The organism is Plantibacter sp. AC185 (assembly GCF_979258065.1).
Window position 1 is genome coordinate 2036525 of the sequence record NZ_OZ409831.1, and the last position, 13694, is coordinate 2050218.

Below are 13694 nucleotides of genomic sequence, written 5' to 3' on the forward strand. Positions count from 1 at the left end.
GAACTGTCGTGCGCGTCCTCGTACCGCACCACGGTAACCCGCTGGAACCTGAAATACCAGAGGTACTTGGGTGACGAGGTTGTGACACGAGTGCGCCCCTGTGACGTGAGCGCGGGCCTCCGGAGGGGCGCACTCACGCCACAGGGGCGCGGTCGGGTCAGCGCACCGCGCTGGCCGCAGGGATCACCAGTCGTGGACGGTGCCGTCGGCGAGACGGTTGTAGGGCAGGTAGGCACGCTGGTACGGGTACTTGCCCGCCTCGTCGACGTCCAACTCGACACCCAGCCCCGGTGCTTCTCCCGGGTGCAGCATGCCGTTCTCCCAGGTGTAGGACTGCTGGAACACGGCATCGGTCTTCTCGCCGTGCTTCATGTACTCCTGGATGCCGAAGTTGTGGATCGCCAGCCCGAGGTGCATCGCGGCGGCCATCCCGACCGGCGAGATGTCCGTCGGCCCGTGCATGCCCGACTTGATCTGGTACTGCGAGGCGTAGTCGAGGACCTTCTTCAGATGCGTGATCCCACCGGTGTGCGTGACCGCGCTGCGGACATAGTCGATGAGCTGCTCCCGGATGATCTGCTGGTAGTCCCACACCGTGTTGAAGATCTCCCCGATCGCCAACGGCGTCGTGGTGTGCTGCCGCACGAGGCGCAACGCCTCCGGGTTCTCCGCCGGCGTGCAGTCCTCGAGCCAGAACAGGTCGTAGGGTTCGAGGCTCTTGCCGAGCTTCGCGGCCTGGATCGGCGTCATCCGGTGGTGCCCGTCGTGCAGCAACGGCAGCTCCGGACCGAACTCGTTCCGCACCGCCTCGAACACCGTCGGCAGGTGACGCAGGTACGACCGGGTGTCCCAGTCCTCCTCGTTCGGCAGGCCACCGCGCTGCGCCGGCTCATGGTCGTAGCGGACGCCGGTGTTGCCCTCGAACGTCGCGTTCGACGCGATGCCGTAGATCGACTTCAACCCAGGCACCGCCGTCTGGATGCGGATCGCCTTGTAGCCCTGCGCCTGGTGCTCGCGCACGCTGTCGAACAGCTCCTCGTTCGTCTTCCCCGACGCGTGCCCGTAGGCGAGGAGCCCCGTCCGCGACGCCCCACCCAGCAACTGGTACACCGGCATGCCCGCAGCCTTGCCCTTGATGTCCCACAGCGCCATGTCGACCGCCGCGATCGCCGCCATCGTCACCGGACCACGCCGCCAATACGCCGAGCGGTAGAGGAACTGCCAGGTGTCCTCGATCCGCGACGCATCCCGCCCGAGCAGCAGCGGCACCACGTGCTCGGACAGATACGCCACCACCGCGAGCTCACGCCCGTTCAGCGTCGCGTCGCCCAAGCCCGTCAGGCCGTCGTCGGTCGTGAGCTTCAACGTCACGAAGTTCCGGTCCGGACTCGTGACGATGACCTCGGCCTTGTCGATGTTCATGGGTACTGCTCCTTCGTGCGTTGCGGCCGATGTGGCCGGGTGGTTCCGGACTCAGGCGGACCGGGAGGAGTCGTCCGGGGGGTGGGCCCTTCGACAGGCTCAGGGACCGGAAGACGATGCTCAGGGACCGGAAGACGATGCTCAGGGACCGGAAGAGGGTGCTCAGGGACCGGAAGACGATGCTCAGGGACCGCGAGAGGGTGCTCAGGGACCGGGGAAGCGAGCTCGTCGACCAGGCGCCCCAGCTCGGTGACGAGCGCGGAACCGTCATCCGGCTCCGAGTCGAGGAGGCGGGGATCGATCAGGCGCACGAGCGCCGCGGTCCGCTCCCGACCCTGGAACCGGAGTGCCTCGGCGACGGCAGCACCGCTCGCATCACCCGGCCGGTCGTCGCCCTGGACGGCCGCCACCCATGCGGCGATCACGCGCAGGGACCCGGTTCCCGGCCGACCGGCGGCCCGTTCCGCGAGGAGGGTCGACACGATCCGCACCCGCAGTTTGGTGACGCCCTCGAGGGCGATCTGCTGCAGTCGATGCTCGATGCGCGCGTTGTCGAAGCGCTCCAGGAGTGCGGTGCGATACGCCGTCAGCCCGAGGCCCTCCGGCAGGTGGCGCTCCGTCTCGTCCCAGTACTCCTCGACCCAGGCCCGGCACTGTTCGTCGCCGACCGCTTCGGCGACCGTCGCATGACCGCGCAGCGGGCCCGCGTAGGCGAGGAGGCTGTGGGCACCGTTGAGCAGCCGCAGTTTGCGCTGCTCGTAGGGCTCGAGGTCGTCGACGAACCGGGCACCCGCGGACTCCCACGCCGGCCGCCCGGCGGGGAAGTCGCCGCTCAGCACCCAGTCGGTGAAGGGCTCGGTCACGACGGGAGCGGCATCGGCGAATCCGGTGAGCGTCGCGGCCGTCGCTTCGTCGGCCACCGTGGGACGCGGCGTGATGCGGTCGACCGAGGACGAGACGAACGAGACCTCGTCGGCGATCCATCGAGCGGTCTCCGGGTGGACCCGGTCGGCGAGGGCGAGCATCGCTCGACGGACGAGCGGGCCGCCGTCCGCGATGTTGTCGCACGGCACGATCGCGATCGGACCGGCCCCGGCACGACGACGGGCTTCGAGGCCGAGGAGCAGTCTGCCGAGCGTCGTCGTCGGTCGGGCGTCGCGGAGGTCCGCCCGGTCGGCGAAGGCCTCGGACAGCAGGGCGACGTCGTGCTCGACCGCCGGATCCGACGTGTCCGGCGTCCCCTCGGCATCGAGCCGGTACCCGGACTCGGTGACGGTGAGCGTGACGATGGCCGTCGTCTCGGCGGCGAGGAGGTCGTGGAGCCGTGCGACGTCGCCACCGTCCCGCGCCTCGACGATCGAACCGACGATCGTGGCCGAGTCGCCGTCCGCCGATCGCTCCACCACCGTGTAGAGGCAGTCCTGGGCATCCAGATCGGCTGCGGCCTGCGGGCTCCGACCCGTGAAGGCGGCGATGCCCCACTCGTGATCGGGGTCGACGAGCTGGGTGTACCAGGCCTGGTGGGCGCGGTGGAAGGCGCCGAGTCCGAGGTGGACGATCCGGACCGGCGCCGATGGGAACTCGGGCAGTCGCGCGCGGGACAGACGCGGGACCGCCTCCTCCCCCGGGGCTCCGGCAGCACTGTCCGCGTTCACCACGGTGCTCACAGCTTGAACACCCGTCGCGGCTGGTCGACGACGAGGTCGAGGATGATGCGTTCGGCCGTCGCCTCGTCGATGCGCCCCTCCCGCACGAGTCGCGCGAGGAAGGACGCGTCGAGGCGCCGGGACATGTCGTGTCGGGCGGGGATCGAGAGGAACGCCCGGGTGTCGTCGATGAACCCCGATCCGCGCGAGAACCCGGCCGTCTCCGTCACAGCGGAGCGGAAGCGCAGGACGGCGTCGGGCGCGTCGAGGAACCACCACGGCGCGCCGATGAAGACACTCGGGTAGAACCCGGCGAGCGGTGCGATCTCCCGCGAGTAGCTCGTCTCGTCGACGCTGAAGAGGACGAGGTGGAACCCCGGAGCCGTGCCGAACCGCTCCAGCAGCGGACGCAGGGGGCGGACGTAGCCGGTGCGGACCGGGAGGTCGTGCCCGGTGTCCGGCCCGAAGCGGGCGAGCGTGGGCGCGTGGTGGTTGCGGTGGACGCCGGGGTGCACCGTCATGACGAGGCCGTCCTCGACGCTCATCCGGGCGCTCTCGAACAGCATGTGCGCGGCGAACCGCTCGAGATCGGCCTCATCGGCGGTCCCCGACAGCGCGCGGTCGAACAGCGCTGCGGCGTCCGCCTCGTCGAGTTCGAGCGTGAGTGGTTGCGGGACACCGTGGTCGGCCGACACCGCGCCGTGCTCGATGAAGTGGCGACGGCGCCCGGCGAGCGCTTCGAGATAGCCACGGTAGCTGCCCTCCGGCGTCCCATTCCAGGCGGTGAGCGAAGCGACTCGCTCCGCCCACCCGGCCTTCGACGGATCGAGGTACGCGTCGGGCCGGAAGGTCGGCAGGACGCGCCCGCTGAAGGTGGGGTCCGCTGCGAGGGCGGCATGCGCGGCGAGGTCGTCCATCGGGTCGTCGGTGGTCGCGAGCACCTCGATGCGGAAGCGGTCGAACAGCGCACGCGGACGGAACGCCGACGCTTGGAGCGCCTCGTGGATCGTGTCGAAGAGCCGGTCGGCGTTCGCGCCGTCCGGCTGCTCCGTGACGCCGAACTGCTCACCGAGGATCGAGCTCAGCCAGTACCCGGAGGCGGTGCCGGCGTACAGGTGCCAGTGCTCGCAGAACCGTCGCCAGGCGTCCCGCGGCGCGGCGACGGCACCACCCTCCGCGAGGTCGGGCACGCCGACGTCCGCGAGGGAGAACCCGGCGGCGTGCAGCAGGCGGGTGACGTAGTGGTCGTGCCGGAGGAACAGCTCGGTGGCGTTCGCGAACGGGGTGTCCTCGACGAGGATCGCCGGATCCACATGTCCGTGCGGCGAGATGATCGGCAGGGCCTCGACCGAGCGGTAGAGCGCCCTGGCGACATCGCGCGTCCCCGGGTCGGCGGGGAGGAGGCGGTCTGGATCGTTCTGCAGCGTCACTGGCACGCCTCCATTGAAACCGGGGGAGCGCGGTCTGTCAACCGATTGCCACACCCTTCTGGCAATCGCTTGCCGGAACGACGACCGTCTGCGAGACTGATCCCGCTTCCGCCCGGAACCGTCGTGGTCCAGGACCACTGGAACGCGTCAGCGACGCGAGGAGCAGACCCGGCTATCACAGGAGATTGCAGTGGCAAGCAGCGTTCGTATCGACATCGCGACCGCCCAGCGGCACCCGCTCACGGGGTACGGCGTGATCGTCCCCTCCGAACGCATCCCCGGTGCGTTCGCGTCCGGAGCCGACTACGCGGAACCGACCATCGTCGGCAACCTCGTCGTCGCCGACGGAGCCGGGTGGACGCGCCATCCCGACTACGACGCGAGCGTCCGACGCGGCTCGTTCGCCATCCTGTTCCCCGGCGACCTGTCACTCGCCGACCCCGGCTTCCCGGCGGAACGCGTCACCGCGTACCTCGACGCCGTCATGCCGATCATCGGTTCGGTCTCGGAGCCCGGCGCGAAGATCGTGTTCGGAAGCGGGACGGCGCGCACCATCCCCGCCGGGGTGGACGTCGCGGCCGCCCGCGCGCGGTTCGCGGAGGTCGTCGTCGAGACGCGCGACGCGGCGGAGCGGAACGGACTGCAGATCGTCCTCGAGCCATTGAACCGGGACGAGACGAACCTGCTCAACTCGCTCGAGGAGACGGTCGCCTTCCTCGATGAGTTCGGGATCGACCGCGTGCCCGTCGTCGCCGACCTCTTCCACATCATGCTGGAGGAGGAGCCACTCGCCGTCGTCCAGGCCCTCGGCGCCCGCATCGGACACGCCCACATCGCCGACGCCGGACGACGGCCGCCCGGCCAGGGCGACTGGCCGCTCACCGAGTTCATCACGGCCCTGCGTGACGGCGGCTACGACGGCCCCATCACCGTCGAGTGCCTCTTCGAGGACTTCGAACCGGAGCTCGAAGCCGCCCTCACGCACCTCCGCCAGCTCGCCTGAGCCGGCACGGACACCGACCCACCCCACGCACAGAACTGGAGCGAACCCCCGCATGTCCCGACCGCACCGCATCGCCATCGCCGGCGCCGGCATCATCTCGAAGCAGCACGGCATCGTCATCGACCAGCTGCGCGACGAGTTGGAACTCGTCGCCGTCGCCGACCCGGAGCTCGCGAAGGCGGAGGCCCTCGTCGCCGAGCGCGGCGGACGGGCGTTCACGACCCTCGCGGAGGCGCTGGAGCAGACCGACCCCGACATCGTCGTCGTCTGCACCCCCACCGGTCTACACGCCGACCTCGCCATCGAGGCACTCGAGGCCGGCAAGCACGTCATCATCGAGAAGCCGGCCGACGTCACCGTCTCGCGGACGGACGACATCATCGCCGCCCAGGAGCGCGCCGGCACCGTCGTGACCGTCATCTCCCAGCACCGCTTCGACCCCTCGACGGAGATCGTCCTCGCCGCCGCCGAGCGCGGAGACCTCGGGCGCATCACCTCGGGCATCGCATCGGTCGACTGGTGGCGCGGGCAGAGCTACTACGACTCCGGCGACTGGCGCGGCACGTGGGCGCTCGACGGCGGCGGCGCGCTCATGAACCAGGGCGTGCACACGGTCGACCTGCTGGTCGCCCTCCTCGGACGCCCCGTCGAGGTCTTCGGCTACACCGCGCTCCTCGCCCACGAGCGCATCGAGACCGAGGACGTCGCGGTCGGTGTCGTCCGCTTCGCATCCGGCGCACTCGGCGTCATCCACGGCTCGACGGCCGTCTACCCGGGCCTCGTCGCGCGGCTGCAGGTCCACGGTGACCGCGGCTCCGCGGTCATCGAGAACGACCAGCTGACGTACTTCCACTCCACCCCCGCGGGGATGGAGCGCGCCGAGGCCTTCTTCGGCTCGGAGGGCAAGGACACGAACCAGGCGGCGCAGTTCGCCGACGAGACGCAGGCGGGCTCGAGCGTCGCCGGACAGATGTCGGACGCGCACCTGTACCAGTACCGGAACGTCCTCGCCGCGATCCGCGGTGAGGAGCCGCTCCGCGTGACGCTGGCCGAGAACCGCCAGGCGATCTCGATCATCACCGGTCTCTACGAGTCCGCACGCACGGGCCAGCCGGTCCGCCTCGACGCCGTTGCGGCGGTGGCCCGATGAGCGCGCAGCGGACGAACCGGGTGGCGGCGAACCCCATCCCGTACTGGAGTGCGCGAGGCAAGACCCGCGAGGTGTTCGAGGAGGCCTTCGCCGACTTCCAGCGCATCGGGTTCACCGCGGTGAAGGCCGACATCCCCGAGGGCATGACCGCGGACGAGTACCGCACGTGGATCGGCGGCTACGGCCTCGCACCATCGCTCAGCCTGTTCAGCAGCGCGTTCGACGAGACGGTCGTCCTTGCCGAGGTCCTCGAGGCGGCGAAGACGTTCGGGGCGGCGCAGGCCTCCCTCGGACTCGACCGGACGATGATCTCCTCGATGGCGATCCCGGCGCGCATGGCGGCGCCGGCGATCGGCGCCGACTTCTCCCAGGAGCGTCTCGACCTGGCCATCGAGAACGCCGGCCGGACCTGCGAGGTCCTGCTCGCCGAGGGGATCCGCCCCCTGCACCATTCGCACGTCGGTGGTGTCTTCGAGACCGAGCACGAGATCCGCAGTCTGCTCGACACACTCGGACCGGACCTCATCGGGTTCGGGCCCGACACCGGACACCTCCGCTGGGCGGGAGCGGACCCGGTCGCCATGATCACCGACTACCGCGACCGCGTCGGCGGCATCCACATCAAGGACGTCTACGCCGATCACCTCGACGGCGCGGCGGACGGCGCGCTGAGCTACCACGAGACGTCGCAGACGAAGCGGCTGTGGGCGGAACCCGGGCTCGGCGTGCTCGACTTCGACGCGATCGTCGCGGCGATGCCCGCGGACTACGACGGCGACTACATGATCGAGGTCGACTTCCCGAGCGTCGAGAGCGTCTACGAGTCGCACCGCCTGTCGTACGAGTGGGCCAACCACGCGCTCGATGTCGCGACCCGCTGACCCGGCCGGCCTGAGCCCTCCCGCGGAGGCCGCGGCAGTACGATGGCTCAGGTCGCCGAGGGCGGCGATCGAGAGGAGCGAGCCCCATGAGCACCTCTGACGCATCCGCCGAGATGGTCGCTCCCGAGCCCGGGACGCCCGAACCCACGGCCGGGGTCGTGAAGACGAAACGCGCCGCGACGATCTACGACATCGCGCAGCTCGCCGGCGTCAACCCATCGACCGTGTCGCGGGCGCTGAGTCGCCCCGGCCGCATCAACGAGAAGACGGCGCAGAAGATCCACGACGCCGCGAAGCAGCTCAACTACGTGGCGAACCCCGCCGCCCGGGCGCTCCCCACCGGGCGCACCGGCACGCTCGGTCTCATCGTCGCCGACATCACGAACCCGATGTTCTTCGACGTCGTCCGCGGCGCGGAGCGCGAGGCCGCCGAACGCAACTACACGCTCGTGCTCGCGGAGTTCAAGGAATCGGCGGAGATGGAGCTGCTGACCGCCAGGCGGCTCATGCCGTCGGTCGACGGTCTCATCCTCGCGACCTCGAGGCTCCTGCCCGACGACGTCCGTGCGCTGGGCCAGGAGAAGCCCGTCGTCGTGATCAACCGTCAGGTCGACGACGTCGACAGCATCGTCGCCGACATCGACCCCGGCCTCACCGCGGCGATCGACCACCTCGCAGCCCTCGGACACCGCCGCCTCGCGTTCGTCTCCGGCCCCGGTCGGTCCTGGATGTCGCGGCATCGGTGGAGCCGGACGCGGGAGCTGTGCGCCGAACGCGGCATCGAGACGGTGCGGGTGCCGTCGACGCAGCCCGACATGGCGGCGGGCAGGGCGGCGGCTACGGCCGTGCTCGAGACGGGTGCCACCGCGGTCCTCGCCTACAACGACCTCCTGGCCATCGGCATCATGCTGGAGCTGCGCTCACGTGGTGTCGAGATGCCCACCCAGCTGAGCCTCATCGGCTTCGACGACATCTTCGGCTCGGACTTCACGACACCGGCACTCACCTCGATCCGCAGCCCGCACATCGCCTCCGGTTCCTACGCCGTGCAGACCCTCTTCGCGCACCTCGGGGGCACCGAGGTCCCGACCATCACCGACCTCGCGACCACGCTCATCATGCGCGAGTCGACCGCCCCGCCGCCGGCCACGGACTGAGGCGGGGCGTCACCCAGCCCTTCGACAGGCTCAGGGACCGGGGTGGGCTCAGGGACCCGGGATGGGCTCGGGAGCGGCCCTCGCCCAGGGACGGACCGCGGGGTACGCTCGATCCGATGATCGAGCTGAGCCCGCACCGGACGGAGTGGGCGGCGGCGTTCCGACACGAGGCGACACAGCTCTCGGACGTCCTCCACGAACGCGTCGACGCGATCGAACACATCGGGAGCACTGCCATCCCCGGTCTCGTCGCCAAGCCGATCATCGACCTCGCCGCGAGAGCGACGGCAGCCGTCGACCCGTTCGACCTCGGACCGCTCCTGGCCGGTCTCGGGTACGAGCCGAACGCCGCCGGACCGAAGACGCATGCCGTGTACGTCCGCTCGGACGGAGTCCGTCGCACGCACATCCTCCACGTGTTCGGCTCAGACGTGTGGGAGCACTGCAACCAGCGGCTGTTCCGGGACAAGCTGCTGCACGACGCATCCGCTCGGCGCCGCTACCAGGAGCTCAAGCTGGAGCTCGCCAGGACCGACGACGGCCGCGCCTACACGGCGGCGAAATCCCCGCTCATCGAGGAGCTGCTGAACGAGGAGCGCACAGCGCGCTGCCTGCCGCCGACCGCGGCCTGGGACAAGTAGGGCCGCCCCTCGCGTGGTCTCAGGCGACCAGTTCGATCTCGACGCGCGCGCCGAGCGGCAGCCCGACGACCGCGACCGTGGTGCGCGCAGGGTAGGGCGCCGAGAAGACCGTCTCGTAGACGCTGTTCATCGACGCGAAGTCGGCCATGTCGACGAGGTAGACGTTCACCTTGACCACGTCGGCGAACCCACGACCGGCCGCCGTCAGCACCGACTCGAGGTTGGCGAACACCCGGCGGGTCTGCTCGGCGACATCACCGTCGACGAGGGCTCCGGTCGCCGGATCGATGGGCGTCTGCCCGGACAGGTACAGCGCTCCGGTCGGGGCGACCGCGGCATGCGAATACGGCCCGACGGGCTTCGGAGCGTGCGGGTCGTTCACCGTGGATCGCGTCATGGCCTCAGCCTAGGGAACGCGGGTGGGTCGCGCCGCGGCTCGACGCGAGGGTGACGCTCGGGTACTCGCCGAAGCGGGTCGTGTACGAGGCCGCGAACCGCCCGAGGTGGGTGAACCCCCACCGCCTGGCGACCTCGGCGACCGTCGCGAGGCCCGGTTCCGCATCCCGCAACTCCTGTCGGACACGATCGAGGCGGATCGACCGCAGGTAGTCGGTGGCGGTGACCTCGTACTCGCGGCGGAACGCCGCCTGCAGACTGCGCAGGCTGATCCCCGCGGCAGCGGCGACCTCGTCGGTACCCAAAGGTCGGTGGGCGTTCGCGACCATGAACTCGACGGCGGCGCGGGCCTTGCTGCTCGGAGGAACCGCCAGATCGGTCCGTGGCTGCAGAGCGAGATGCGGGAAGACCTCGAGCAACGTGACGGCGGCCGCTCGGTTCGCCTCGGCGCGCAGCACCGCGGAACTCCCGTCGTCGTAGATCACGCGCGCGACGGTCGCCACCGTCTCGGTCCAACGCCGCAGGGCGTCGCCCGACGGGCGGAACGTCGTGTCGAACCGGATCGGACCCACCGACCCCTCGGTGTCCGCCGCGACGCCTTCCAAGTACGCACCGCCGAAGTGCATCATGTTGAGCCGATAGTCGATGAGATCGAACTGCGCGGGCCGGTCATTCGCGAACATCGAGGGCACGCCAGGGTGGAGCTTCATCGGCGAGCCGAGCAGGTCCATCACGCCCTCGCCACGCGTGAGCCAGGTCACCACGTACTCGTCCTGGGTGAAGGAAGCGCCCGTGATCCGGCCCTCGACCTGCGATGCGCGCAGCGCGAGGTCGGCGTCGCCGATGGACGTGAAGCGGTATCCGAAGTCGGTGGCCGTCGGCTCGACGGTGATCCCGCCGATCTGGTACGCCTCGCGGTAGAGCTCGCGCGCGTCGTCGACGTCGCCCCCCGCGGCCTCGAACCGCTCCGCGGGCCCAGCATTCACGCTCATCCTGCTCAGAATCCCACGACTGTGCCAAAGCTCCACTTCCGGGCGGTCGGCGTTCGTTTATCGGATAACGCCGGTTCGCCGCCGAGCGCCAGGCGTCACCCGATGTACGAGGTGTCGGAGCGGGCCTCTCCCGCCACGACGGCCGTCAGGTCGACCTCCCGGCCGTCGAGCCGGAAGGTGAACCGCCCCATCTGCTCGACCGTCGGCGTCTCCGTGAGGTACTGGCGGAGTTCGGCGCGTTCGCTCTCGTGCAGCCAGACCACCGGGTCGGAGGTCGACTTGAACTCGAGGATGGCGGCGACGTCCTGGAGCATGCGACGTTCGACGGGGTCGAGGAGGTTCCGGGCGCTGCGGAAGTAGACGGCGTCGGGGTCGACCTCGTAGACGTCCTTGAGCCAGACGCGGTTGACGGAGTCGACGATGGAGTTCCACGCCCCGACGCCCGACGGGTCGCCGACCCGTTCGGCGTTGTCCCAGAACGGACCGACATCCGGCCCCACGCGCGCGCCGTCGAACACCCCGATGGACGGGATCATCGGGACGCCGCAGCCGAGCAGGTACACGTCGTCGCCGACCGTCTCCCTGATGAACGAGATCGCATCCCGGTAGGCGGTCTCGCGGTGGACGTCCTGGTGCCGCCGACCGGTGACGGCCCCCGCGTACATGAAGTCGAGCTTGAGGTAGCTGAAGCCCCACCCGGTGACGCGCTCGAAGACCTCGCGGAGGTGGTCCTGCACCTCCCGCTGCGTGGTGTCGAGCGAGTAGTAGTGGGAGTTCCAGTTGTAGCCGGTCGCCAGCGGGCGCCCGGCGTCGTCCTGCACGAGGAGGTCGGGGCGCTCCCGCGCGATCGTGGACTCGGGAAGCGCGATCATGGGGGCGAGCCAGAGCCCCGGGCGGAACCCGGCTTCGGCGATGCGACCGGCGGTCGCCTGCATGCCGGACGGGAAGTCCGGACCGGCCGTCCAGTCGCCCACGATCGGCTCCCAGCCGTCGTCGAGCTGGAACACGTCGAAGGGGTACCCGGTGAGGTCGGCGACGGTGCGGGTGACCAGCTCCTCGTCGATGCCCTCGTAGTAGGAGTACCAACTGCTCCAGACGCGACCGGCGCGCTGTGAGCGCCGCCCGAGCCGTTCGGACAGGATGGCAGCGTAATCGGCGAAAGCCTGCTGCTCCGGTCCGAACGTGACGAACCACTCGGCTTCGTCGGTCTCGCTCCGCGCCCACATCGTGTTGCGGTCGGCACCGACCCGGGGGTTGCCGAGCCCGAGGGTCCCGATGAGCAGCACGGTGCCGTCCGGTCCCGTGATGGCCCCGACGCCACTGCCGGAGTGGAGGTGCGGGGTCTCGTTGACCGCGTCGTCGGCGGTGAGCAGCCGGTCGGGGTTGCCCTTGATGCCGATGGTCTCGCCGTCGGTGGTGGTCCACCCGCTCGGGCTCCACGAGTTCCAGCCGTGCCGGTAGAAGCCGGTGTCGCCGAAGGGGTGGAGGAGCGCGACCGGACCGGCGGGCACGACGAACCCCGTGCTCGTGGCCGTCGGTTCGCCGGCGAGGTTCGCGGGGATGCGGAGGTCACCGAAGGTGAAGGTGTGCAGCATGGCCGGCTTTCTCTCTGGGTGGGTGCGCGCTCGGAATCGACGCGGGTTTCCCGACTGCCACCACGGGGCTGCCGCGGGTAGAGTCGAGGAGGCGGAGTTAATACTGCAACGTGCCGTGAAAAGTCGCAAGAGGGGAATGGGAATGCCTCGAGAGGCGATGGTGGAGCCGTCCGGCGGATCGATGGGCAGTCGTTCGTTGCTCCGGAGGATGAACTCGCTCGGTGTGCTGCGCGCCCTGCTCTCGCAGCCGCTCACCCTGCGGGAGCTGGCGAACGCGTCCGGGCTGTCTCGGACGGCCATCGACGCGATCGTCACGGACCTCGTCGCGATGGGCTGGCTCGAATCCGCCGAACGCGCCTCGGCGTCCCGGATCGGCAGACCCGCCACCGCCTTCAGCGTGCGGGCCGGACTCGGCCATCTCCTGTCGCTCGACATCGGCGCGAACCACATCCACGCCGTCGTGACCGACCTCGCCGGTGCCGTCCTGGGCCAGCGCACGGCTCGCCTCCCAGAGGACACCGGCGCGACCGAGCGCATCACCCTGGCGCTGGCGACCGGCGATGCGGTGCTCAGCACCCTCGACCTCACCCGCGGGTCGGTGTGGATCGTCGCCGTGGGATCCCCGGGCGCGATCGGCCGGGACGGCGAGGTGCTGCACTTCGGCGGGACGGGGCTGCCGGACTGGGTCGGGCTGAACCTGCGCGAGCGGTTCGAGCGGGAGTTCGACGGAGCCGTCCTGGTGGAGGGCGACGTCGCGCTCGGCGCCCGCGCGGAACTGACCGTCGGCGCGGCACAGGGCCACCGCGACGTCGTCTACCTCCTCTGCGGCGTGCGCACCAGCGCGGCCTCCATCGTCGACGGGAAGGTGCATCGCGGCGTACACGGTGCGGCAGGGATCGTCGGCGAGATGCCCGAACTCCGGTGGTCACGTCTGAACGAGCGGTACGGCGAGTCGGTCCTCGGCTCACCACGGCCGTCCCGCGAGGAGATCTTCGATGCGGCTCGCGCCGGTGATCGGATCGCCCTGGCGGTGATGGACGAGTTCGCGGACGACCTGGCCACCGGCGCGGCGGCCATGGTCCTCGCACTCGATCCGGAACTCCTCGTGGTCGGCGGCGGAAGCGCTCCGGGCGCGGACGTCTTCCTACCGCGGTTCATCAGCACCCTCGGCGAGATCTGCCCGCTGCCACCGGACGTGGTCGTCTCCTCGCTCGGTTCGGAGGCGGTGGCGATGGGTGGCGCCAGCCTGGCGTCCCAGTACCTCGACACCGTCCTGGAGGCGGCGGTCCGCGACCTGGAGCGGTTCCCCGACCCGGACGGAGCGCTGCGGCTCGTCAAGCGGGACGCAGCATCCTGAGCCGTCGCCGCCCGCGACCGGTCG

Annotated in this window: 12 protein-coding genes; 6 read left to right on the top strand and 6 right to left on the bottom strand. The window is 70.3% G+C overall.

The features are described from left to right. Positions 1-183: 183 nt before the first annotated feature. The 3 genes from manD to uxaC are packed head-to-tail and all read right to left on the bottom strand — an operon-like array spanning position 184 to position 4504. The gene (gene manD / locus ACZZZB_RS09660) at positions 184-1422 is read right to left on the bottom strand and encodes a D-mannonate dehydratase ManD (RefSeq protein WP_086472608.1); all 1239 of its coding nucleotides are present in this window, start codon (positions 1420-1422) and stop codon (positions 184-186) included. Next, entirely contained in the window at positions 1419-3089 is a 1671-nt protein-coding gene (locus ACZZZB_RS09665) for a mannitol dehydrogenase family protein (RefSeq protein ID WP_463529555.1), read from the bottom strand. Before ACZZZB_RS09665 ends, manD begins: the two co-directional genes overlap by 4 nt. Next, a complete protein-coding gene (gene uxaC, locus ACZZZB_RS09670) occupies positions 3086-4504 on the bottom strand; it encodes a glucuronate isomerase (protein WP_463529556.1) in 1419 nt (472 codons plus the stop codon). Before uxaC ends, ACZZZB_RS09665 begins: the two co-directional genes overlap by 4 nt. A 184-nt stretch (positions 4505-4688) precedes the next feature. Here uxaC and ACZZZB_RS09675 point away from each other — a divergent pair, with 184 nt between their 5' ends. The 5 genes from ACZZZB_RS09675 (at position 4689) to ACZZZB_RS09695 (ending at position 9330) form a co-directional block, all read left to right on the top strand. Then, complete coding sequence (locus ACZZZB_RS09675; protein ID WP_463529557.1) at positions 4689-5501, top strand: sugar phosphate isomerase/epimerase family protein; 813 nt, start codon at positions 4689-4691, stop codon at positions 5499-5501. 52 nt (positions 5502-5553) lie between these two features. Further along, positions 5554-6651, top strand: coding sequence for a Gfo/Idh/MocA family protein (locus tag ACZZZB_RS09680; protein ID WP_463529558.1), 1098 nt, complete (start codon positions 5554-5556; stop codon positions 6649-6651). Further along, positions 6648-7532 carry a sugar phosphate isomerase/epimerase family protein gene (locus ACZZZB_RS09685; protein ID WP_137242828.1) on the top strand — a complete coding sequence of 295 codons (885 nt, stop codon included), beginning with the start codon at positions 6648-6650 and terminating at the stop codon, positions 7530-7532. The genes ACZZZB_RS09680 and ACZZZB_RS09685 overlap by 4 nt, the downstream gene beginning before the upstream one ends. Positions 7533-7618: 86 nt before the next feature. Next, positions 7619-8689 carry a LacI family DNA-binding transcriptional regulator gene (locus tag ACZZZB_RS09690; RefSeq protein WP_463529559.1) on the top strand — a complete coding sequence of 357 codons (1071 nt, stop codon included), beginning with the start codon at positions 7619-7621 and terminating at the stop codon, positions 8687-8689. Between the two features lie 116 nt (positions 8690-8805). Continuing rightward, complete coding sequence (locus ACZZZB_RS09695; protein WP_463529560.1) at positions 8806-9330, top strand: GrpB family protein; 525 nt, start codon at positions 8806-8808, stop codon at positions 9328-9330. A 19-nt stretch (positions 9331-9349) separates the two neighbouring features. Here ACZZZB_RS09695 and ACZZZB_RS09700 read toward each other — a convergent pair whose 3' ends face one another. From ACZZZB_RS09700 to ACZZZB_RS09710, 3 genes are all read right to left on the bottom strand, one after another. After that, positions 9350-9727 (bottom strand): RidA family protein, encoded by a 378-nt coding sequence (locus ACZZZB_RS09700; protein ID WP_463529561.1) that lies wholly within the window; start codon positions 9725-9727, stop codon positions 9350-9352. A gap of 4 nt (positions 9728-9731) precedes the next feature. Beyond that, positions 9732-10718: a helix-turn-helix transcriptional regulator gene (locus ACZZZB_RS09705; RefSeq protein ID WP_202938285.1), complete on the bottom strand. Its 987-nt coding sequence runs from the start codon at positions 10716-10718 to the stop codon at positions 9732-9734. Between the two features lie 95 nt (positions 10719-10813). Beyond that, positions 10814-12313 (bottom strand): glycoside hydrolase family 36 protein, encoded by a 1500-nt coding sequence (locus tag ACZZZB_RS09710; protein WP_463529562.1) that lies wholly within the window; start codon positions 12311-12313, stop codon positions 10814-10816. Positions 12314-12455: 142 nt separating this feature from the next. On the opposite strand from ACZZZB_RS09710, the gene ACZZZB_RS09715 reads away from it, so the two are divergent. Next, positions 12456-13670, top strand: a complete 1215-nt coding sequence (locus ACZZZB_RS09715; RefSeq protein WP_463529563.1) for an ROK family protein — start codon at positions 12456-12458, stop codon at positions 13668-13670. Positions 13671-13694: the final 24 nt, after the last annotated feature.